The sequence below is a fragment of the Cellulomonas fimi genome (assembly GCF_028527925.1).
Taxonomy (GTDB): Bacteria; Actinomycetota; Actinomycetes; order Actinomycetales; family Cellulomonadaceae; genus Cellulomonas; species Cellulomonas fimi_C.
This window is the reverse complement of record NZ_JAPESW010000004.1, coordinates 54,036-75,113: the sequence shown is the minus strand read 5'-3', so window position 1 is coordinate 75,113 and position 21,078 is coordinate 54,036. Positions and strand designations below refer to the sequence as shown.

Sequence of the window (21,078 nt, the reverse complement as noted above, 5' to 3'; positions counted from 1 at the left end):
GTGGCTGTGGTCACCGCAGTCGCCGGTCGCGGACAGGCCTCGAACGGCCCGACCGAAACTCAGAACCGTAACCACAGCCACCGAAACGCCCTAACGGACCGTTTGGGGGTGGCCCCAGCGGGCCGTCGGTGCTTCATCTGACGGGCCGGCTAGCAGTCGCCACCGTCAGTTCACGATCGACCGAGCCATGGCGGTTCCGCGCCCGCCGTCGAATGCGGCATCAACGCGCTCCCTGGTCCCACTTCGGGTGACGGCCGCTCATCCACTGCTCCGCCGAGCAGCAGCCGTCGGGCCGTGGTCACCACCGTGGCGACGGAAGCCTTCGCCGCGTCGGGCTCTCCAAAGGACCAGCCGGCGACATACGCCGCGGAGTACGCCTCGGCGGGGACGCCTGCGTGAGTCATGACGATGTAGGCGATCGACTCGGCCTCGATCTCAGCCTGACCTCTGCAGGCTAAGTCGGTGGCGTAGGCGGGGAACCGAGTGGGGTGATCGGCGCGAATGTGGCCGAGCTCATGAGCGAGTGTCTTTGCGGCGTGCGCCCGGTCGAGATCGGCGCGCACCCTGATGCGGTGGCCTTCTGGGTCTGTGAACCCGTTGACCCCGAGCGGGCAGGGACCGCGTTCGAGGGCGTAGCCGTCGTCCGCAGCGAGCCGTGCGAGGTGGTCCCACAACCCCGCCGGAGCCTCACCGCGCAGGAGGGTCGGCTCGGTGTCGGGCAGGTCGTCGCCGGTGGTCTGTGCGACGTCGAAGACGTGGACGACCTTGAACCCGTGCAGCACCCTCGTAGGTTCGTCCGCTTCGGGCGAGGGTGATGCGCTGGGCAGCGCCTGGGCACTGTCATCCCGCTGCCGATACAAGCACGGCGCCAGGATCGCAATGCCGTGCTCACCCTTCACGACGCGCCTTCCCAACGCGTTCCACGTGCGGATGCCGGCGACCTGAGTCGCGTCGGGCCGCTGAGCGGCGATGAGCAGGATGTTCGACGGAGAGTAGGTCGTGAACCGAGCGGCGACGCGAAGCATGGCAATCCACGCGTCGGAGCTCATGAGGTCCTCGACCGCCTGCACGAGCTGGGCGTGGATGGCGAGCAACTTGTCGTCGCTCGACGGGGCCTGTCGTGAACGCATCATGCTCATCGCCCGGGTGGTGCCGGGTGGGACGTACCGGTTGGGAGCAGGGCACCGCGGCACACAGGATCCGACCAACCGAGGTAGCCACTGCCACGGAGGTAGAAGCTGTTGAGGCGGCCGAGGCTCAGCAGGTAGACGCCGCCGTGGTTGCCTGTCGCCGCGTCGAAGGCGCTGTTCGACGTCACGAGGATCTGCTCGGGGTCGCACCGCCCGGGATCCGCTCGCACGACGATCGAGACGTGTCCGAACGGGCGGCCGGTCTCGAAGAAGACGAAGGAGCCGAGCGGCGGGCAGCGGTCGCCTGGATGCGCGTGCCCATCGGCGACCATCGTCTGCCAGTGCACCTTCGCCGAGGTGAATCCAGAACCGACGTACCCGTACGCGCGACACGCGAGCCTGTCGCAGAGCTGGTCCCACCCTGACTTCACACCGACGTAGGCGAGCGCGTTGCTCACGGCGGTCGCGACGTCGTCGGAGGTGCCGGGTGGAACGTTCACGGTTCCGTCGCCGAGCTCGGGCACGCATCCATCGCTGGTCGGGGGATCGGACGACGTCGCCGCCGGCTCGGCCGCGCTCGGCGAGGGGTTCTCCTCGCGGCTGTCCGGCGGGTCGCTCCCCGACCAGGCGCGAACGCGCTCGTCGACGTTCGAGATGAACCTCGCCGTGACGGTCGGGATCGCGGGGTAGCTGCGCAGCCTCGACTCGCCGGCGTTGTGCGCGACGATCAGTGCGTCAAGCTCCGGGATCGACGCCGACGGCCAGTCCGGGTGCTCGGTGCGGATGCCCCGGACGCCTGCGAGGCGGGCGCAGAGGTAACGGCCGGCGACGGAGGCGTGGATCTCCGGCTGGGTGACGTCCCAGCGACCGTCGTGGTCGAGATCCGCAGACCACGGGTGGCCGTAGTGCGCGCGCCAGATGCTCTGGTTGAGCTGAAAGAGGCCCCAGGTGCCGCCGTTGCTGTCGTCGGCGTACGCGTCCGGCCGGAATCCGGACTCCTGCGCCATGACGGCCGCGATCCACACCTCCGGGAGGTCCGGGCACCCTGCGCGCACCTCGCGGATCCATGGCCGCGCCTCCGGCGGGACGGGGGCGCGGTCATTGAGTGGCCCCAGTGCGGACGTGCTGATGCATGCGCCTGCCTGGAGGCCGACTCCGATGGCCGTCACGACGGCGAGCGCAGGGACGGCCACGACACCGAGGGCGCCGAGGAGCTTGCCGATCACGCTCGCACCGCCGTCCCGGTCGCCGTCGCGTGCTCGACCGCACGTTGGTCGACTCGAAGTGCGGTCGCGTCGGGTCGGGCGGTCCACGGGGAGAGGTCGATGACCGTGGGCGCCGTCTGTCGCAGGAGGAGGATCGCGGTCCCGAACGGCAGTGTGCGCAGCACCGACGCCGGCATCACCGGCACGGTACGCACGGATGTCGATGAGGACCGCTCGCCGCCGCGGCCGGACGACCGGGTCTCGGTGAGCTCGTCGATCTCGCCGAGGAGGCGCGCGACGTCGTCGAGGTCGCGGTACTTCGCGAGCCCGCCCAGGACGACCTTGACCGTGGCGGCGTCCCAGATCGCATCCGCAGCGTGCTCGCCCCAGCGCGCCCGAGCCTGTGCGAGCGACTGCAGGACGGCCAGGGTCGTGATCCCTGATCCGCCGCCCTCCGCCATGAGCGAAGGAAGAGAGGGGAGCGGTGTGAGGTTCGCGATCTCGTCCAGCGCCAGCAGGAGCGGGGGGTCGAGGCGCGCGCCGGAGGAGCGGGCGGCGACGGCTCGCGCGGTCTCGGTGATGTCCTCGACGAACGCCGCGATCAGCGGGGCACACGATCCGGACGTGACGGCCGACGCCAGCATGTACAGCGTTCCGGCCTCCGCCAGGAACGTGTGCGGGTCGAACTCTGCGCCGGCCGCCGGGTCGACGGCCTCGAGGACGTCGGGGTCGGCGAGCGCTGCGAGCGACTGCCGGACGCCGAGCCAGATCGAGTCCCGCGTCCGCGGGTCGGAGTGGATCGCCGCGTCCAGTGCGTCTGCCCAGCCGTCGGCGGACGACGTTCGATTGAGGATGGTGACGGCGTCCTCGGCGAGCGCTGGGTTCAGCGACCAGCGGTAGAGGTCCACCGCTCGGCGCCCGTCGAGTGCTGCGGCATGCAGCAGGCACCGGAGCGCGGTCTCCGTCTGGCCCGCCCAGAAGTCGGAGTCCGACACGGTGTGACCGAAGCCCGCGCCCGCCGCGAGTCCGCGCGCGCGGACCAGCGCGGTCCGTGGCGTCTCGCACCCGCGCACGGGCGACCACGCGAGGCCCCCAGGAAGTCCTGCGAGTCGCTGCGGGTCGAAGACGGCGACTGGACCGTTCCGACGCCGGTGGCGCAGCGTCACGGCGAGGGTGTCAGGGCGTGTCGACGTCGCGACCACCGCGCCCGGTGCGTCGAGGACCCACGGCACGACGACGTGCAGTCCCTTCCCCATGCGAGGCGGGCCGACCACGAGCGACGAGTCCTCGACCGAGCACCACAGGTCGTGCCCCCGGAGCGAGCCGAGCCGGTACCCGACCTGGTCGGCCGGTACCAGACCGGCGAGCGATGGGCGGACGACGCTTGCCTGTCGACGCACAGCCCGCGCGCCGGCGACCGCGATGACCTGGCCGGGTGCGGCCATGCCGGGGAGTGTGCGGAGCGCCTGGACGGCTCCGGACGTGCTGATGATGCGGCGCCTCCAGCGCGACACCGCGACGCCGCCGGCCGCGAGTGAGACGACGACCAGCGCTGTCCCGAGCCAGTAGGGGCCGGCGCCCGGCAGGTCGGCCGGAAACGGCCACGCGGTCGACGGCGAGGAGGCGTGCCGCAGGGCGACCAGCGGCGGTACCAGCCCGCCACGTGGGAGACCACGCCCCGTGAGGAAGCATCCGACAGCAGCTCCCACCCACAGGACACTGGCGACGACCAGAACTCCGCTGAGAGCAGCAGTCGCCAATGACGTCAGGTCTGGTCCGCCGGAGCGTGCTGGGCCGGGGCGAACAGGCGGCCGCGGCGACATCATCGTGCGGCGCCGTGCGCCGCGATCGACGGCGGTTCGACGATGCGAACCGTGGTCGGCTCGGTCGCCGGGCGGGGCTCGAGCGCGCGCGCGATCGTCCGGAGCGTCGTGGTCACCGCCCGTCCCGCGTCGACGAGGTCGCCGATCTCCAGCGAGACGTTCGAGGCGGCGGCCTGCAGATGCTCGGCTCCGACGTCGGCGATCTGGCGCGCCTGGTCCGCGGCGACGAGTCGCACGATCTCCCGCGGGTGCACATACCAGGAGTCGTCGACGGTCTGCCGCAGCAACGCCAGGCTCGGCAGCTCTGGGCCGTGACGTGCGTGGGCGGTGGCGGCCCAGGCGACGGTCACCACGTCGACGTGACGCCCGAGCTCCGCGAGCTCGAGCGTCGTGCCGTACAGCACGCGCCACCCAACGTCCTCGATCCGCGTCGGGGGCAGCCAGCGCGAGACGTCGGAGATGCGCCCCGGGTGTGCGATCAACGACCCGACGAGGAGTGCGACATGCAGGCGCTCCGACTCGCGGTCGCGCGGCGGGTGCGCCGTCAGGTACTTGTCGGCCGCAAGACGAGCAGCTCGTCCGGTGTTCCGTGCCGCCGCGCGGAGCTGGAGCGGGACAACGACGTCGTCGTGCGGTGTACCGGTCGCGAGCGACCACCTGACGTCGACTCGGTCGAGGCCGGCGTCGACGAGCGAGCACGTCGCGATGAGGGGACCGGCGCTGAGGTCGTTGGCGCTGGCGAGAGCCGCCGCCTGGAGCAGGACGCCCAGGCCGGCAACTTCTCTGCGAAGTCCGTTGCCGGCGACCATGCGCGCGTACTCGGACGGTTCGGGCGCCGGGGGAGTCACGTGGATGAGCTCGGCGAACCGCGGGAGGTTCGCTCGTCGAGTCCCCAGCCTGTCCACCAGCACTGCGGCCATCGAGTGTGGATCGCGGCCGCCGACCGGCTCACGCTCGAGGAGCGAGGTGTAGACCTGGCCGTGCCACATGTCGGCGAAGTCGTCGGCTCGCAGCCACGGCCGGACCGAGCCGAGGGTTTCCGGTCGCAGCATCAGGCCGCCGAGCGTCGCCTGCTCGGCGAGGCGCACGAGCTCGTCATGCCGCATCGCGATCATCTCCAGCGGTGGGTTCGTCACGCATCGCTCGGTCCGTGTCGATGAGGTCGAGCTCCACGGGATGAAGTACGTGGTGCACGACCGTGGCTCGGCTTGGTGTCCGCCAGAGGCCGGTCCCGCGAGGAAGCAGCGGAAGAAGGTCCCGCTCCGACCGGGTGAGGGCGAGCGCGGTTTGTGTCGCGGCGAGCTGGTCCGACTCCTGGCGGTAGACGATCCGGGTCGAGCAGTCGGCGAGCAGTCCTTTCGCGAGCGCGCGGGCCTCAGAGCCGCGCTTCCCGACGGCGTCGAGATCGGTGAGGCGGTGCAGAACGAGCAGGTTCGCGATCCCGTGGGCCCGCGACAGCTTGCAGTGGGCCTGGAGGCGGCGGACCAGCGCCACGTCGCGCATCAGGCGCCACGCCTCGTCGTAGATGACCCAGCGCCTGGCGGAGGTGCCCTCGAACGTCGACTCGAGCCATGCCGCCGAGCACGTCATCGCGATCGCGATCGCGTCGTCGTCCGTGCCCAGCGCCGACAGGTCGAGCACGACCATGGGACAGGTGGGGGAGATGCGCGCGGTCGACGGTCCGTCGAACATGCCGGCTAGGTCGCCCCGGACGAGGCGGCGCAGCGCGTGGGCGACGTCGCGGCCGTCGAGCGTCCTGTCGGCGACGGCGATGCCGTCCTGCTGAGCTACCGTGCGATCGGGCGTCATCAGGCTTTCGACGACGTCGGCAACAGTCGGGCACCCCGCCCGCGCAGCGGCGGTCTTCAGGGCGGCGTCGAGCGCGCCGCGTTCGCTCGCCGACACGTCGCGTCGCAGGCTGCTCCCGGCGCAGGCCGCGAGCAGCCGACCCCGTGCGCCGTCATCGCCTGCGACGGACACGTCAAGCGGGTTGATCCTCGAGGGCTGCCCGGGCCCCAGGCGGATCACCGTCCCGCCGACGGCTTCGGCGACCGCTGCCCACTCGCCCTTCGGGTCACCCGGGACGTAAACCCGACGGCCGGCAGCGATGGACCGGAGGGCGAGCGACTTCGCGAGGGCTGACTTCCCTTGCCCGATCACCCCCGCCAGGTCGACGTTCGGGTTGGTCAGCTCGTCGCGGGCGTAGAGCGCCCACGGGTCGAAGCAGTAGAGCGAGCCCGTGAAGGCGTCGACGCCGACGGGGACGCCGACGTCGCTCGGGACGGTGCCCAAGAAGGGGTAGGCGCCGGCAAGGACAGCCGTCGACGCGCGGTGCGGCGGCAGTCGAAGGGTCCCAGGGCGGTACCGCCTCGGCGTCGTGCGGAACATCCGGCGACGCGGCTGCCCGGTCACAGGACACCTCGCGCGAGCGGTAGGCACGCGGCGAGATGAGCCGCGCCCTGCTGGCCCACGAGTCGTCGCACATCGCACAGCGACTGCGCCGCAGCTGTCTCGAGCGCTGCGCACCGTCGGGCCAGCTCGGGCTCGTCGTCCGCGGAGACCGAGACGAGCCCCGTGAACCGGACGTCGCCGTGGCCGGCGACGAGCTCCGCCTCTCGTCGTGCCAGCTCCGCGACCTCTGCGCGCGTCACCTCGCTCTCAACCTGACCGAGTCGCGCCCGCTGCACGGCGTCAGCGGCGTGCTCTGCCTTGGCGCGCCGGATCTCCCTGAGCGCCTTCGCGATCGGCAGCGGCTCTGCGGTCAGGGAGAACGTCCGCCGAGCAGCGCTCTCGAGCAGCATCGGCTGGAGGAAGCACGGATGCACGTCGCTCCGCGGCCACTCGGCGATCCAGTACGTCGCGTGCACGGCCTCACCGGTCACGAGGTGCGTCCAGTGCTCGTCGACGCCCGTCGCTACCGACGTCGTCACGACGCCCTCAGCCCGGCCGCTGGGTCCGGGTTCGTAGGACGCTCGGATCGCGTCCAGCAGGTGCTCACGGTCGAGCCACCCTGACGACCTGACTTCAGCGGCCTCCAGGGCGGCTTCGACGTTGCTGAGGGTCGTGGCAGTCGCCTCGACGTCGGTGGAGGACATGCCACGCTGCCTCCCTCTAGCCAGCTTCATCGAGACGGCGACGAAAGCCTCGTGCACCCACGGGTCGACGAACGAGGTGTCGAGAAGCCGTACGAGCTCCGTTGTGACGGTGTCGCCGCGCTGGACGCAGTGCTCCGCCCACCAGGCGCGCGGCCGTGACATCCCACCCGGGCGCGTCCGGACGAGCACCTGGACGCGCACGACCTCCCGCTGCTGGCAGAGCGCCGCCAGGACGCGCCCCCACGCGCTCACCCGGTGGTCCTGGGTGGCGCCGTCCGCGAGCAGGAATCCGGTGCCGTCGACACGCAGTGCGGCGCAGACGGTGCCCGCTGCTCGATCGATCGCGAGCACCGCGCCGGCCGACGAGCAGTCGACGAGGTCGATGCGGCGAGCCAGCCCCGGAACGAAAACACCGTCCGAGTCGCGGCCACGCGTCGACAGCGCCGCGGTCGTGCGCCCGAGCGCCTTCCGGATGCACCACTCGGCGGCGACAGGCGTCCAGTCCACCAGGGGTCGGTCGCTGACGCTGACGGTGCCGACCGCGAGCAGGAGCCCCCAGGCTGGTGATGCCGATACGAGTCCGGCAGCGCCCGACGAGTAGACCGCCCCCACGGCGACGGCGAGCGCAACTGTCACGACGCCGAGCTGAGCCGCGGTGAGCCCGAGCAGGATGCCTCGACTTTCCCGGCGCCCGAAGCGCGTCGGCGCCGCGGTGCTCGAGGTCATGGTTGCTCACCGGCTGACGAGGGAGTGGGGTGCGGGGGAGGGCTCGGCCGCTGCGGCACCGCGACTCGTGCCCCGTTCCCTGCAGCGCGTGCACCGCGAGCGGCGGCGTTGACGCCAGACGTCGCAGCGCTCATCGCCAGCTGCTGCGTCACGTGCCGGCTCGTCGTCGCTGCGGACCGCGCCGCCCGACTGATCGGGTTGGCGGCGACGGCGCTGTGCATGACACCCGCCGCTTCCATCCCCGACCAGTGCACGAAACGCCACGTCAGCCATGGCGCCCAGACGGCGATGGCCAGCAGGAGGATGCCGACGAGCATGTCCGAGAGCCCGGTTGCACCGACGTCGGTGACGCGGATCGGCGCGCCGGCGCCGGCATCGCCGGCGAGTGCCGACGAGCCGACGACGAACGTCACGACGATGACGATCTTCGAGAACACCAGTGCGGCGACGACCTCGATCCACCGTCGCGTCCAGGCGCGCGTCTGGTCCCAGACGGAACCAGCGAAGGCGATCGGAGCGAAGACGGCGACGAGCACGAGCGCCGCCTTGCGGAACAGCAGGACTCCCCACAGGAGGAAGAAGCCCACGATCAGCGCGAATCCGAGGAGCAGCTGCAGCCCAGGTGCGAACGTGAGCATCGCCGCGAAGTCGAAGAACCGCGCCGCCGCCTCTGCCACTGTCGTCCCCGCGCTACGGGCGATGTACTCGCAGACACCGTCCACCGCCGTCAGCGCGAGCTGCGTCACCGCCAGCGCCAGCACTGACCCGACGAGCGCCTTCGCGACACCGACGACCGCGCGCACGAGCCCGCCGGGCTCGCGCCGCACCACCGACGCCATGACCTGGACGACGAACAAACCGACGATCATGGGGAGGGCGACCGCCGAGATGACCACGACGTTGTCCCGGAACCACGACACCCCGAGGTCGATGGACGTGGTGGAGTCGAGCGCGGCGACAGCCAGCTCACCGACCTGTGCGGCACTCTCGACGAAGCCGGCGCCGAGGCTGCCCAGCACGTAGTCGGCCGCCGCCTCTTGGGTCGCGTTGGCGACGTCGCAGACGAAGGCGATGGGGCCGACGCACGGATCGACAGTCGCGAGGGACATCTAGATCTGCCCGCCCAGCCCAGAGAAGAAAGCGACGATCGCGTTCGCGCCGCCGATCAGCAGCGCCCCCGCCGCGCACACGAGTACACCGGTCTTGCCGCCCGACGCGTACGAGTAGTTGCCGTTGCCTCTCGCGACCGCCCACACGATCACCGACACGATGACGCCCGCGACGCACGCGACGAGGCCCCACGTCATGAGCGCGCCGACGACCTCCCGTGCCACCCCGAGCCCGGGAAGTCCGCTCTCGTTCGGCGTCACGCCGGGGTCTCCCAGGCGGCAGCAGACGGATTGCGCGCTCATTCGACTGACCTCCACATCGCCTCAGCCGTGGGCACGGCCTCTGTCGGGAGGTGCGCGGCCGGTCACCCAACGTGCGACGCAGCCGGGTCCATCGCGTGCGCGACCTTCCCGCCAAGTCAGCGCTGGGCGACTTCTATGGCGTCTCGTCCGGGCACGTACTCCCAGTGCCACGGCTCGTAGAAGCCGGAACCGCCCTTCCGGGCCCACGCGGGGTTCTCCCAGCCGAAGGCCCCGGCGTTCTTCGCGAGCCAGCGACCACGCGCACCCGCGTACGCATCGCTGCAGAGGTCCACGGCGAGCCCCCAGCCGTGGTTGGACAGGCCCGCCGGAGCCGCGACGGCCCCCTTCGTGCGACGCAGGGCGGCCTGCTCTTCATACGTCCGGTAGCCCGACGAGAGACAGATCGGCTCGCCGAACACCACGGCGTATTCGTCGTTGAGCGCGAACAGGGCAACGACAGCATCCGCCCTGTCCTCGAACGGACGCTGCCATAGCGCGCACAGCTCCGACCGAGGTACCCGACCGTTCGTGCCAGGGTCGGTCACGACGCCGTCACACGCGTCGGGACCGTCGTCGGCCTCCGGTTCCGGCCGAGCCGAGGAGCGGGACGCTCGTCCCACTGCGAGACGCCTCGTGTCCCCGCTGCTGCTCGCTACAAGCGATGCAGGAGGTACGAGGTCGGGAAGCTCGGAGGTGAGCGCCTCGACCGTGCTGGGGCCGGCCGAGGACGTGGACGGGCGAGCGGACGCCCCAGTGCCCGCGAGCGCCGACGCGGTTGCGCCTAGCGACGTCGCCAGAGTGACCGCCACGGCGACCTTGGCCGGCGCTACGAGGCGGGACGGTGTTCTGCGTCGTGGCGTGCTGTGCCGCTCGTCTAGTCCGTCCCGCCCGTGCACCGCCGTCGGCCGTCCTGCGCTGTGTCGTCCCATTCCGTGTCTCGGGCTTCGCGGGGACCGGGGGCAACGAACGCCCGCATCTGACCGGCCTGCCGCGGTGCCGAATGCTCCTTCGCTCGTGCTTTCTGCTCGGACACGGGCGCCAGCGGGCGAGACCCTGCCGATCGGACGCGGCTCGGGGACTCGATGCGCCGTTCTCCGCTTGCGGCCACCGCTAGTGATGCTGGGCGTGCTCCGCGGGGGTTGTGGGAGCCGACGGCTGTTCGCTGATCAGCGGCCCTATCACCACGGTCGACAGAGCGAAGGCGATTCCGGACACGGCCAGAGCGACTCCGGGAGCCCACCAGGAGCGGAAGCGCCGACGTAGGCGGAGCAGGGAGGGGATGCACGCGGCCAGCCCGATGACGGCGAACACCACGGTTCCTCCAGCACCCGCGACGAGAGCCGTACCGATCAGTGGCCCGACGTGGTGGAGGACGTGCGGAGCCAGACCCGCGACGAAGCCCATGGCTCCCGAGACTGCGGTCCACACCGCGCGCAGCCGGCCGGCCGTCGCTGGCGGGCGCTCGGGGGCCGAGTCGGCTCGAACGCGGGCTTCGACATCGGTCATGGCGCCCATCGTGGAGCGGTTCCACATCTCGCTCGGTCGAGGCTTGGTGAAGTTCCGACTAAGCCGTCAACGACCCGGCGGCCTGTGAAGCGCTGTTTGGTCGCGTCAACGCGTCCGGTCCTCCCGTTGACCAAATCTTGACGGCAAGAAGATCGGGACGGCGGTGCTGCAGCTCGAGGATCGGCAGTGCTCACGGACGCCGTGGGCGTCGCGCGGAGCCCTCCTCTGCCGACGACGAAAGGACTCTGAGGTGCAGCCAGTTCTCTTCTCGATCTTCGGCGTCGACGTCCAGTCGTACGGGGTGAGCAAGGCGGTCGCGGCGCTCCTCGCCGCGTATGTGCTCGGCCGGGCTTTCACCCAACGCGGGCTTCGTCGGGACGATGCTCACGCGCTCGTGACGTGGGCGACGATCTGGGGTTTCGTCGGTGCGAAGGTCTACTTCCTGCTCGAGCACGCCGACGAGGTGACGTGGCACCATCTCGGGGGCTCTGGCTTCACGTGGTACGGCGGACTGGTGGGTGGGGTCGCATCCTTCTTGGTCGTCGCCCGCCGCAGGCACCTGCCGACCGCGGTAGTCGTCGATGCCGCGGTGATACCGCTGACGCTTGCATACGGCGTCGGCCGTGTGGGGTGCTGGCTGTCGGGGGACGGCACCTACGGCAAGCCGACGACGCTGCCGTGGGGCGCTGCGCTGCCTGACGCGACCGTGGCAACCGACGTGCCAGTGCATCCCACACCGCTCTACGAGGCGCTCGCCGCGGTGGCGATCGCCGCAGTGCTCTGGGCGCTCCAGCGACGATGGCGGCCAGAGCTCGAGCTCCTCGGTGCGTACCTGGTCCTGTCGGGTGTCGCGCGGTTCCTGGTTGAGCTTCTGCGCCTCAACGAGCACGTCCTGCTCGGGCTGACGCAGCCCCAGATCTGGGCCGCCTTCAGCATCCTGGCGGGCGTCGCTGTCATCAGCCACGGCCGCGCACGGACGCGCGCACGATCACCTCTGCAGCGGCCCGCGATCGACGAAGCGATGGCCGGCCGTGAGCCCGCTCGACGCCGCTGACGTGCCGCTCGAGGAGGTACAGCTCGCCCGCAAGAGGTGAGGCGAACGCCGCCGGTCCGCTAGAGCTGTTCAGGATCGAGGTCCGAGTTCCGAGCCACGAACTGCCTCTGGCGCGCCCGGGCTTGCTCCACGCCGCTCGTCGCGGCGGTCGTCTGCACCACGAGATCCTGCAGGGGGCGCGAAAACGGCTCGGCCATGAGTCCTCGCAACGCGACGTCGAGGGCCTCGCGGTCCCGGTGCTCGCCCGTGAGCGCCTGAGCAAGGGCGAGCGATGCGTCGGCAATCGTGCTCGACATCCGTTCGATGTCCGGGTCAGCCCAGGCGAACTGTGTTCCGGCGACGCCCTTGAATGGCGTGTCGCGGACGAGGTCGAGCGCACCGCGCAAGAGGTCGACGCGGGCATCGCCCGAAGCGCCGGCGGCTTCGTTGGCGAAGCGTTGGAACCTCCGCCAATCACTGTCCACCTCGTGGCCCAGCCGGTACATCCCGTCCGGTCCCACGAGCGGGAGCACTTCTTCGCCGACCTTCTGCCTCGTCCTGTAGACGAGTGCGTTTCGAGTTCCGGCGCTGATCCTCGCGCCGTCCCACAGCACGTCGTCCAGCTCGGCGCCGGTCGCAGGTCCGTGAAGGGCGAGGTAGACGATGAGTTCGGTCATCCTCGGGCTGAGACTGTCTGTTGGCCTCCGCAGGCCTTCGATCTCCACGTGGCCGAGCACGCGGACGAGTACCGGATCGGCGTTCTCATCAGAGCTCCGGGCGACCGCCGTTTCTGGCGGCTCCCTCAGGAGGTCGAGCGGGTCCCCGCCCGGACCTGGTGCTACCTCCGCCGGTGCCGGCGGTACGGACGTCAGAAGCAGTTCATGGAGGCGCTCGGTCGTGGCAGCGTCGAGTCGCTGAGGGCGGAACCGGATCTCCCAGGGCACGAGTGTTGCCTCGCCCTCAGGCGAGATGTCGAGCCGCCATCCGGCGGCTGCGCTGTCTGTCGTGACCAGCGCGGTACCGCTCCACGGCGCGCACTCCGTGCCCACTGCCTCGTGCTCCGCAAACACGATCGGCATGCTGGAGTCGCCCGCATGGCGATCTCCCCGTGCTTGGAGGACGTCGTCGACGCCGGTCGCCGTGAGGTGGTGCGCGACGCGTCGCGCGAGGGTCTGCCGTTCGGCGTCGTCGTGTCGCCCGCGCATCCGATGTGCCTCGAAGACCTCGGCCAGCCGCGACCACTCGGAGTCCACGACGACGGTCACGTCGCTGGAGAGCGGAGACGTCGCAAGCTCGACGAGCAGCGCTCGCACGACGTCCTGGACGTGAGTCTGCCCGGTGACGACGAGCGTGCCCGCTGCCTCGAGGTTCACGAGCAGCGTCTGCGACTCCGTATGACCAAGGACGACGACGAGAGGGTGCGGGACGGACTGCTCGCTGTCCTCCATCGGACGCTCCGCGGCGATGTCCGCGGTCGCCGCCCGCCACGTGCGGCTGTCGACCGCGACGAACGGGGTAACGGGCTGCACGAAGTCTTCCGTCAGGAGCACGGTCAGGGAGTGCTCGTCGAGGAGCATCGCGCCGATCCGTGGGAGGTCGAGTCCGGCGTCGAAGCACCGACATCCGAGGTTCGCGAGCGCGACCTTGAGGGCTGCCGGGCTCACCGGCGCCGGTGCCGCCCGGAGCGAGCGCTCGGCGGCAGCCGCTCCGGAATCCGGAGTCGGCATCGGGATGAGCTCACCTGGCCGGCGCGCACGGTGCTGGAGGCGGCGGCGCCGGACGATCTCTGCCACGACACCGGCTGCACCGAGCGCGGTCAGCCCGAGGTACCAGAGCTGCTGGTTCGCCTCTCCAGGTTGGTCAGTGGTGCCCTGATCCCGACCTGCGCCTGCCGCGAGGTCCGCCAGAGCGGGTGCTGTTGCGGCATCGCTCAGCTCGGCGTGTGGCGTGGCAGTCTCCTCGAGAGGCGACCCAACGGCCGGCGTCTGACTCCCAGTGGCCGCGCTCGGGCGCACCGGTTCTGACGTCGCGGCCGGCGAGGTGATCTCGGCTTCGGCTGCCGGGAGGGCAGCGTCCATGCCGGGCATCTGCAGGACCCACCCGGGCGTGATCAGGTCGGGGTCCGTCAACGTGGTGCCGTCGCGCTGAGTGGTCCCGCGGTTCGCGTCGAGGATCTCGCCGTAGCGCCCACCGTCGCCAAGGTGCTCGGCCGCGAGGTCCCAGAGAGTGTCGCCCTGTTCGACGGTGACGGTCGCTGCCGCCTCGTGTGCGGGAGCCCCGGGTGCGGGCTGCACGCCCACCGCATCGCTCGGGAGCTCAAGCGTCCAGCCGGGCAGGATCCAGTCAGCGTCCTCGAACGTCCGACCATCGGCCTGCAGGCGGCCTGCGTTGAGGTCCCGGATCTCGACGTACCGCGCACCGTTGCCCAGGTGGCGTTCGGCCAGGCTCCACAGGGTGTCGCCCCTCTCGACGCGGACGATCGGTCCGGTGGTGGGCGTGACCACAGCGTCGACCGCGGGCTCAGGCACAGACTCAGCCTCGGGACTCAGCGGCGGTCGCTCACCATCGGCTGGCCCGTGCGGTACCACCGGCGCGGACGCCAGCGTCGCCGGCGACGCGAGGGCCGGCGTTCCAAGCGCGGCCACTCCGGAGCCGACCGAGCCCAGCAGCCACACCGACGCGACGAGCCTCGCGGCCACGCGTTGCACCCCTGGCAGGCCGGGCAACCGCGGTGATGCCGCCCGCTTGAGGCTCGCGACGACCTCGACGACGACCGATGCAGTGAAGGCGAGCCACGCGAGCCACGCCGCGGCGGCGAGCACGAGCAGGAGGAGCGCGCCGTCGTCCGGACGCGTGACGAGGTCGGCCGGGCTCGCGGACGCTGCGAAGGCCCCGCCCGGTACGTAGGAGGGGGCCAGGACGACGAGCGCAAACGGCACTCCGAAGACGAACGCCGCCAGGGTCGCTACGGCAGCGAGCGCGTGGACGACGTCGTGGCTGTCCCGAGCCGTCTCCGATCGCGCAGATGACGCGGTCATGGCGCACCTCCTCCTGTGCTGTCGACCAGCGTGGCCGAGGCGCTCCCTGTCACCGTGAGCTGCTCGATCCCGAGGAGGCCGAGGAAGGCGGTGGGCGCGGTGTCGGTGACGGTGACCTCGACGTGCGTCCGGTCGCCGCTGACCGTGACGGAACCGGTCGCGCCCACGGTTGCCAGGTACGCCTCCGCAGCACGCACGGCGACCGCTCGGTCGACCCGGTCGTGCTGGCCGGTGACGGCGGCGGGGAGGTCGAGTGCCTGGCCGCCGGCACGAGCCGCCTCTGCGGCCACAGCATCGGCGCGCTGCGTCGCCCGCAGCTTCGCTCCGCCGTCGGCGACAAGCCCGACCAGCACGAGCAGTCCGAGCATGCTGATGGCGACGAACACCGAGACCGATCCCCGGTCGGAGTCCGCGACGAGAGCCTGCAGGCGGGCGTTCATCGCGACCGGTACCTGTCGAGCGGTGACGTCGACGACGCGGTGATCGAGCGGGAACCGGGGATCCCGGGCGCCACGAGGTCGCCGAAGGTGACCAGGCAGACGATGGAGACCGAGACGCTGCCGTCGCTGCCCAGTCGCGCGGCAAAGCCGCTGGTGTCAACGCTGATGCTCGAAGAGGTGCAGCGCGCTTCGTCGAGGCCCGCCCGGGCTGCAGCTGTCGCCGCGTCTCGGGCACCCTCCGGAGACCGAGCGAGCGACGCCTCCCGAGCGGCCGCGCGCGCTGCCTGCTCGACAGCAGCTGCCGCGGTGGTGACCCGTCCGGCCACGACGACGAGGGCCAGGAGCAGCAGCAGCGCAGGCGCGATGATCGCGAGCTCGAGAGTGACCGAGCCGCGGTCGTCGTGAGGTGGCAGGCGCATCATCCGGCGTCCTCCCTGACGAAGCGCTCGACGGGCGCGTGCGCGGAGGCCTGGACTGCCAGGCCTCCGACGCCGGGAACGACTGACAACGAGCGGCCCGCCACCACCACCGTGATCTCTCCGACGCGCCCTGCCGAGGTGGCAGTGGCATCGACGAGCGTGTCGGACCCGTGGGCAGCGATGAAGGACAGTGCGCTCGCCTGTGCGACGCCCGGCCCAGCGTCGAGCGCGCGGCCGGCGGCGACGCCCTCCTGCGCGGCCGCGGTCGCGACCGACTGCGCGTGGAACCACAGCCCGTACTGGATGAGCGCGGTCACGATCAGTAGCAGGGCGGGGAATAGGATGACCAGCTCGACGCTGGCCGACCCCTCGTCCCGCGGGCGCTTGGCCGACGACATCAGTCGCCGTCACGTGATCTGGTCGACCCGCCGCTGGACGGCGGCGGTGATGGCGACGACGAGCACGCCGGCCACGGCGATCAGGCCGAGGATGATGATCACGAGCTCGAGGGTCGAGGCGCCGGCGTCCGACCCCGCTCGCGAGCGCACCCTCGCTTGAGCGGACGTCATGAGGCTGTCGAGGTAGGCGAGGGCAAGGAGCGGGAGCATGAGGTCCTCCGGTCAGGCGAGCAGGATGCGCACGAACGCGGGATAGCCCAGGAGGGCCATGAAGCACAGGCCGAGCAGGGAGACCGGCACGACCATGTGCTCGGAGGCGGCGTTTGCCTTGGCGACGGACGTCGCGAGCAGCTGGGTTCGGAGGGAGGCGGCGCGGGCGCGGAGCGTCGCGTAGACGGCGGCGCCGTCGCGCCCGGCGAGTCGCATGATGTCGGCGACGTCGGCGAGCTCGGGGACGCGTGTCGCTGCCGCGAGCTCGGTGAGGCCGTGCCACGACGGCAGGCCCGCGAGCTCGGCTCGGAGGAGGGCGTCCCGGATGCGCGCGAACTCGCGCGACCCTCCGACGCCCGCCGCGCGGTCCAGCGCCTCCGTAGGTCCTGCGTCGCCGAGCCGCTCCATCGCGACCAGCTCGAGGAACACGCATGTCGCCGCCCGCATCGATGCTCGCGCGGTGACCGCCTGCTGGCGGACGTTCACGTCGGGAAGCAGGAAGAAGACCGCGCCCAGCGCGACGCTTGCCCCGACCGGCACACCAGCGGGAAGGCTGACCCCCGCGACGAGCATCAGCCCGGACATCACCGGGGGAGCGGCGACACCGACGAGGCCGTACAGGATCTTCCGCGCTGCGAGGTCCTCCGGCGACATCTCGACCATCCGCAGGTCGCTGGCGTACCGCGTCAGTCTGAAGACATGAGCGGCCGGAGGGAGCGCGCGGTCCTGCAGCGCGCCCCATCGCGTCGTCCTCGGCGCACGGCGCGATGGGGACGACTCCGTGAGCGAGCGGACAGCTTGGACCACGTCGGGCCGCGCTGGTCTGAGGCCCGCCGTGACGACGACCATCCCGGCGCCCAAGAGCCCGCCGGCGATCAGGATGACGAGGTTCGCCGTCATCGTGCACCGTCCGGGGCCGCCAGGAAGCGAGGGGAGGGCGGGCTGAGAGTCAGCGCACGCACCCACAGCAGGCAACCCGTGAACGCGCCGGCGATCGCCAGCAGCACCAGCTGCCCGAGTCCATCGCCGTACGGCGCCAGGTAGGAACCGTTCAGCATGAGCACCGCGGAGACACCGAGCGTGATGAGCGTGACGAGGCGAGCGGTCGACCGAGGCCGGGCTCGCTCGGCCTCCACCTTGCGGCGAGAGGCCACCTCGTCGGCGACCGAACCGGCAGCGGCGGTGAGCACGGAGGAGAGCCCAGGCCCGCGCCGCCGTGACGCGAGCAGGAGGGATGCCACGACGAAGTCGCCGGCCGCGTCGTCCAGGTCGTCGGCGAACGATCGCAGCGCCTGTTCCGTCGTCCAACGCGCCGAGAGTAGCGCGGAGAGCGCGCCGACCTCGCGCGAGATCGGCGCAGGGGACGTCGCCACTGACGCCTGTAGCGACTGCTCGAGGCCGACACCCGTGGCGAGCACGTCAGCAAGACGGCGGGTCCACTCCTCGATGGCCTCGACGCGCAAGATCGCCCGTGCCGCGACCTTCTCGGACCCGAGCAAGTAGGGAAGGCCGACGACCGCGGCGGCGACGATGACACCGGCCACCGGCCACGACGACGCCGCCCACGCCGCGACCCCGCTGGCGCCGGCGGCGAGCCATCGCCAGCGGTGCCAGCCCGCCGCAGAAGCCCGTCGCCGCAGGATCCGTCGTGCGCGGGGCGCGTCCGCACCTGGACGTCGCAGCAGCCCGATGCCGACGAGCACGAGCCCACCCGCCAGCGTTGCGCCCGCTACGGAGGCCAGGACGCCGGTCATGAGCCCGCCCCCGCCTCGTGCACTGCCCAGGTGCCCATGGGGTGGTCGAGCAGTCGCTCGTCGAAGCCCGCCCGGACGAGGTCCGCCAGGCACGCGGGTCGGTGGAGCGGGACGGCACGTCCGTCCGGACCGGGCCCGAAGACCGTTGTCATCGTAGGCCGGTTGCGCTCGCCGAGTCCGTCGATCTCCACGACCTGGGAGACGAAGCGCTCACGTTTCGCGGGCGGTGGCTCGTCGACGAGCTCGATGTGCACGAGAAAGTCGACCGACCCGGCGAGGAGGCGGTACGCGAACGTGTCGGTCATGTGCACGCCCGCCGAGAGGCACAGCGTGACGATCCGGTCGACCGCGTGATGCGCCGACCGCGCGTGCAGGGTGCACAGCGAACCGTCACCGGTCGACATCGCCTCGAGCATCGGCAGGATCTCGGCCCCCCGAACCTCGCCCACGATGATCCGGCGCAGGTTCAGCCGCAGGGCCGTGGTGACGAGCTCGGTCAAGGTCACCTCGCCTGCACGACGGCCGAGCGCATCGAGCTCGGCCGAGCCCTCGCGGGCCTCCATCGCGACGACGCGTGGATGCCGGTCTGGGAGATCGTGCAGGTGCAGCTCGTACTCCTTCTCGATCGTGGCAAACCGCTCCATCGGGTCGAACTCGTTCGCCAGCGCCCGGACCAGCGTCGTCTTGCCCGCGTTCTGGAGACCTGTAACGACGACGTTCTTGCCGGCTCGGACGGCAGCCCGCAGGAAGGCTGCGAGGACGGTGTCGAGCGAGCCGAGCGTCACCATGTCGTCGAGGTCGACGTCACGGACCCGGTGCCGGCGGATGACGACGTGCGGCCGCGGCGTCGTCCATGCGACCGCGGCGAGACGTGAGCCGTCGTCGAGCCGGAGGTGGAGCGCCGGGTGCGCGGACGAAAACGTGCGCTCTGCGGTGCCGGTGCGCGCCGCGAGCAGCTGCAGCACCTCGATCAGCTCGTCGTTCGAGTCGGCCACCGGGGCATGGCGGACGATGCGACCGTCCGCGTACGACACCCAGACGCGGTCGTGCCCATCCACCTCGATGTTCTCGACCGCCGGGTCGTCGATCAGGGGCTGGAGGCGCCCGAGGCCGAACAGCGCGGCCATGACAGCCCGCCCGGTCGCCAGCTCGGTCTCGAGCGGCCACGGGTCCTCGCCACGGCGGACGCGGTCTCGCGCTCGTTCGCCGAGCTCAGCGGCGACCAGCGACCGCGCGAGCTCCCGACGAGCCTCTGGGGAGTCGATCCGCTGGGTCTGCAAGCGCTCGGCGAGCCGTGCCGCGACAACCGCTCGCACGTCTCGGACCAGCGAAAGGTCGGCGGCGACCGAGCCCGCGGGGGACTGGATGGCGACCGACGTCGCGGCGAAGGGCGACCCTGCGGCGTGGCCGTTCCTGTGGTCCATGCCCACGTCACGCCCGGTCATGGCGCCACCGCCATGGGGTCCGGCGCGAGCTCAGTGAGCCGCTCCACGACGGCGCGAGACGACCGCACGAGTCGCGAGGCGGCGAGACGGTGCGAGTCGAGCGACGTCGGCGCGGAGAGCGTCGTTGCCGCCGAGCGGTCGTACGCCAGGGCAAAGACATCGGTTGTGCCGATCGCGTCTGCCATCTCGGGTGGTCTGTATCCACCGGCGTCCACGACGATGCCGAGCGGCGGGGTGCGACCGTCGCGGTCCGCTGCGATCGCCCTGATCGCGCTTGCGGCTCGAACGGCTGACCCGACCGTGGGCCGGACCACGAGAGCAACGACGTCGGAACCGGAGATCCAGGGCGTCGGCTCCCACCGATGGCCGATCCGACCGACGTCCACCACGACGTCGATCCCGTCGTCGGAGAGATCTCGTGCGACGTCGAGGAGCGCGGGCCAGAGCGTGAGGAGCGGGCGTGCCTGTCGGGGTTCGCTGACGCCCGGCAGCACCATCCGGCTCGCCTCGAGGTCGAGCGCGGCCGTCCGCTCGATGACCGAGCTGGGCGACACCGACCCCCGGTCCGCCGCCACCAGCGAGACCCCGACCGACTCCGTCGGCGTCCCCAGGAGCGCGCCTGCCAGAACTCCGGAACCTGCCGGGTCCGCGTCGACGAGGAGAACCCGCCGCCCCGGCCGTCCGGACGGCCACGCGGCGAGGAAAGCGAGCGCGGTCGTCGTGACGCCCGGCGCACCTCCTGCAGAGCACAGCGCGACGACCGTCATGGCGAGACCTCAGCCGGGAGGACCACGATCGCGAAGCGACCCGTCGCGGCTCGTGTCGCGAGGTCGGGTCCATCGTCCGTTCTCGTCACGACGTCGACGACGACCGTTCCGTTGACGTCGGGGGAACCGACTCGGACGACGCGAGCCTCATGCGTCGAGGGAGCGCCGGCGACGGGGTCCGCGCCGGGTGGTGGAGCGTCGACCACGAGGAGTCGGTCGCCCGCAGTGAGTCCGCCCGCCGGAACGCGCTCCGGCACGAGGAGAAGAGGTACGAGCGCCTCGTCGGCTCCGACGATGCCGCCCGTCACGACATCGTCCGGGGAGACGAGGCTGCCCCGCGTGAGCTCGGTCGAGGCGACGAGACCGACAAGGTCGTCGGCGTCGCCCGCCGGCACCGCCCGCACGGTGGGATCAAGCGAGGCCGCGGTCGTCGTGAGGTCGGCCGCCGTGATCGTCGCGCCGTACGGCACGTCGCGGGCCATGACGACGACCTCCTCGCGGTCTCCGGCCGAGGACACCAGCCACGCCACCGCCAGGGCGCCGACAGCAACCATGGCAACGCCGGCGATGACCAGCGACGGTCGCCGCCGCCCTCGTGGCGCGATGGTCAGCGGTGGCCGAAGGTCCGGCCGAGCCGGGGATCCGTCATGCGTCTGCTTCTCGCTGGTGGCCGTCAT

At 71.4% G+C, this 21,078-nt stretch carries 20 protein-coding genes; 1 reads left to right on the top strand and 19 read right to left on the bottom strand.

The window, feature by feature from the left end; translation table 11 throughout:
- Positions 1-170: 170 nt before the first annotated feature.
- The 9 genes from OMK64_RS03355 to OMK64_RS21000 all read right to left on the bottom strand — a co-directional run bounded on the left by OMK64_RS03355 (position 171) and on the right by OMK64_RS21000 (position 9,813).
- The gene (locus tag OMK64_RS03355; RefSeq protein WP_272726557.1) at positions 171-1,139 is read right to left on the bottom strand and encodes an ArdC-like ssDNA-binding domain-containing protein; all 969 of its coding nucleotides are present in this window, start codon (positions 1,137-1,139) and stop codon (positions 171-173) included.
- Entirely contained in the window at positions 1,136-2,356 is a 1,221-nt protein-coding gene (locus OMK64_RS03350) for a transglycosylase SLT domain-containing protein (RefSeq protein ID WP_272726556.1), read from the bottom strand. Before OMK64_RS03350 ends, OMK64_RS03355 begins: the two co-directional genes overlap by 4 nt.
- On the bottom strand, positions 2,353-3,780 hold the full coding sequence (locus OMK64_RS03345) for a type IV secretory system conjugative DNA transfer family protein (protein WP_306469212.1): 1,428 nt from the start codon (positions 3,778-3,780) through the stop codon (positions 2,353-2,355). The genes OMK64_RS03350 and OMK64_RS03345 overlap by 4 nt, the downstream gene beginning before the upstream one ends.
- A gap of 377 nt (positions 3,781-4,157) precedes the next feature.
- On the bottom strand, positions 4,158-5,294 hold the full coding sequence (locus OMK64_RS03340) for a DnaB-like helicase N-terminal domain-containing protein (RefSeq protein WP_272726555.1): 1,137 nt from the start codon (positions 5,292-5,294) through the stop codon (positions 4,158-4,160).
- The gene (locus tag OMK64_RS03335) at positions 5,254-6,450 is read right to left on the bottom strand and encodes a putative type IV secretion/conjugal transfer ATPase (RefSeq protein WP_272726554.1); all 1,197 of its coding nucleotides are present in this window, start codon (positions 6,448-6,450) and stop codon (positions 5,254-5,256) included. Before OMK64_RS03335 ends, OMK64_RS03340 begins: the two co-directional genes overlap by 41 nt.
- 116 nt (positions 6,451-6,566) lie before the next feature.
- A complete protein-coding gene (locus OMK64_RS03330) occupies positions 6,567-7,979 on the bottom strand; it encodes an SCO6880 family protein (RefSeq protein ID WP_272726553.1) in 1,413 nt (470 codons plus the stop codon).
- Entirely contained in the window at positions 7,976-9,088 is a 1,113-nt protein-coding gene (locus tag OMK64_RS03325) for a hypothetical protein (protein ID WP_272726552.1), read from the bottom strand. Before OMK64_RS03325 ends, OMK64_RS03330 begins: the two co-directional genes overlap by 4 nt.
- The gene (locus OMK64_RS03320; protein ID WP_272726551.1) at positions 9,089-9,349 is read right to left on the bottom strand and encodes a DUF6112 family protein; all 261 of its coding nucleotides are present in this window, start codon (positions 9,347-9,349) and stop codon (positions 9,089-9,091) included.
- A gap of 158 nt (positions 9,350-9,507) precedes the next feature.
- Positions 9,508-9,813, bottom strand: a complete 306-nt coding sequence (locus OMK64_RS21000; protein WP_272726550.1) for a M15 family metallopeptidase — start codon at positions 9,811-9,813, stop codon at positions 9,508-9,510.
- 1,334 nt (positions 9,814-11,147) lie between these two features.
- Here OMK64_RS21000 and OMK64_RS03310 point away from each other — a divergent pair.
- Positions 11,148-11,951, top strand: coding sequence for a prolipoprotein diacylglyceryl transferase (locus OMK64_RS03310; RefSeq protein ID WP_272726549.1), 804 nt, complete (start codon positions 11,148-11,150; stop codon positions 11,949-11,951).
- A gap of 59 nt (positions 11,952-12,010) precedes the next feature.
- On the opposite strand, the gene OMK64_RS03305 is transcribed toward OMK64_RS03310, so the two are convergent.
- The 10 genes from OMK64_RS03305 to OMK64_RS03260 form a co-directional block, all read right to left on the bottom strand.
- Positions 12,011-14,968 carry an AfsR/SARP family transcriptional regulator gene (locus tag OMK64_RS03305; RefSeq protein WP_272726548.1) on the bottom strand — a complete coding sequence of 986 codons (2,958 nt, stop codon included), beginning with the start codon at positions 14,966-14,968 and terminating at the stop codon, positions 12,011-12,013.
- On the bottom strand, positions 14,965-15,408 hold the full coding sequence (locus tag OMK64_RS03300; RefSeq protein ID WP_272726547.1) for a pilus assembly protein TadG-related protein: 444 nt from the start codon (positions 15,406-15,408) through the stop codon (positions 14,965-14,967). The genes OMK64_RS03305 and OMK64_RS03300 overlap by 4 nt, the downstream gene beginning before the upstream one ends.
- The gene (locus tag OMK64_RS03295) at positions 15,405-15,830 is read right to left on the bottom strand and encodes a TadE/TadG family type IV pilus assembly protein (protein ID WP_272726546.1); all 426 of its coding nucleotides are present in this window, start codon (positions 15,828-15,830) and stop codon (positions 15,405-15,407) included. The genes OMK64_RS03300 and OMK64_RS03295 overlap by 4 nt, the downstream gene beginning before the upstream one ends.
- Positions 15,827-16,225 (bottom strand): TadE/TadG family type IV pilus assembly protein, encoded by a 399-nt coding sequence (locus OMK64_RS03290; RefSeq protein WP_272726545.1) that lies wholly within the window; start codon positions 16,223-16,225, stop codon positions 15,827-15,829. Before OMK64_RS03290 ends, OMK64_RS03295 begins: the two co-directional genes overlap by 4 nt.
- 9 nt (positions 16,226-16,234) lie before the next feature.
- The gene (locus OMK64_RS03285) at positions 16,235-16,435 is read right to left on the bottom strand and encodes a hypothetical protein (RefSeq protein WP_272726544.1); all 201 of its coding nucleotides are present in this window, start codon (positions 16,433-16,435) and stop codon (positions 16,235-16,237) included.
- Positions 16,436-16,447: 12 nt separating this feature from the next.
- The gene (locus tag OMK64_RS03280) at positions 16,448-17,098 is read right to left on the bottom strand and encodes a type II secretion system F family protein (protein ID WP_272726543.1); all 651 of its coding nucleotides are present in this window, start codon (positions 17,096-17,098) and stop codon (positions 16,448-16,450) included.
- Positions 17,099-17,331: 233 nt separating this feature from the next.
- Positions 17,332-17,979 carry a type II secretion system F family protein gene (locus tag OMK64_RS03275; protein WP_272726542.1) on the bottom strand — a complete coding sequence of 216 codons (648 nt, stop codon included), beginning with the start codon at positions 17,977-17,979 and terminating at the stop codon, positions 17,332-17,334.
- A gap of 206 nt (positions 17,980-18,185) precedes the next feature.
- Positions 18,186-19,634: a TadA family conjugal transfer-associated ATPase gene (locus tag OMK64_RS03270; RefSeq protein ID WP_272726541.1), complete on the bottom strand. Its 1,449-nt coding sequence runs from the start codon at positions 19,632-19,634 to the stop codon at positions 18,186-18,188.
- Positions 19,631-20,209: a hypothetical protein gene (locus OMK64_RS03265; RefSeq protein ID WP_272726540.1), complete on the bottom strand. Its 579-nt coding sequence runs from the start codon at positions 20,207-20,209 to the stop codon at positions 19,631-19,633. The genes OMK64_RS03270 and OMK64_RS03265 overlap by 4 nt, the downstream gene beginning before the upstream one ends.
- Positions 20,210-20,397: 188 nt before the next feature.
- Positions 20,398-21,078: an SAF domain-containing protein gene (locus OMK64_RS03260; RefSeq protein ID WP_272726539.1), complete on the bottom strand. Its 681-nt coding sequence runs from the start codon at positions 21,076-21,078 to the stop codon at positions 20,398-20,400.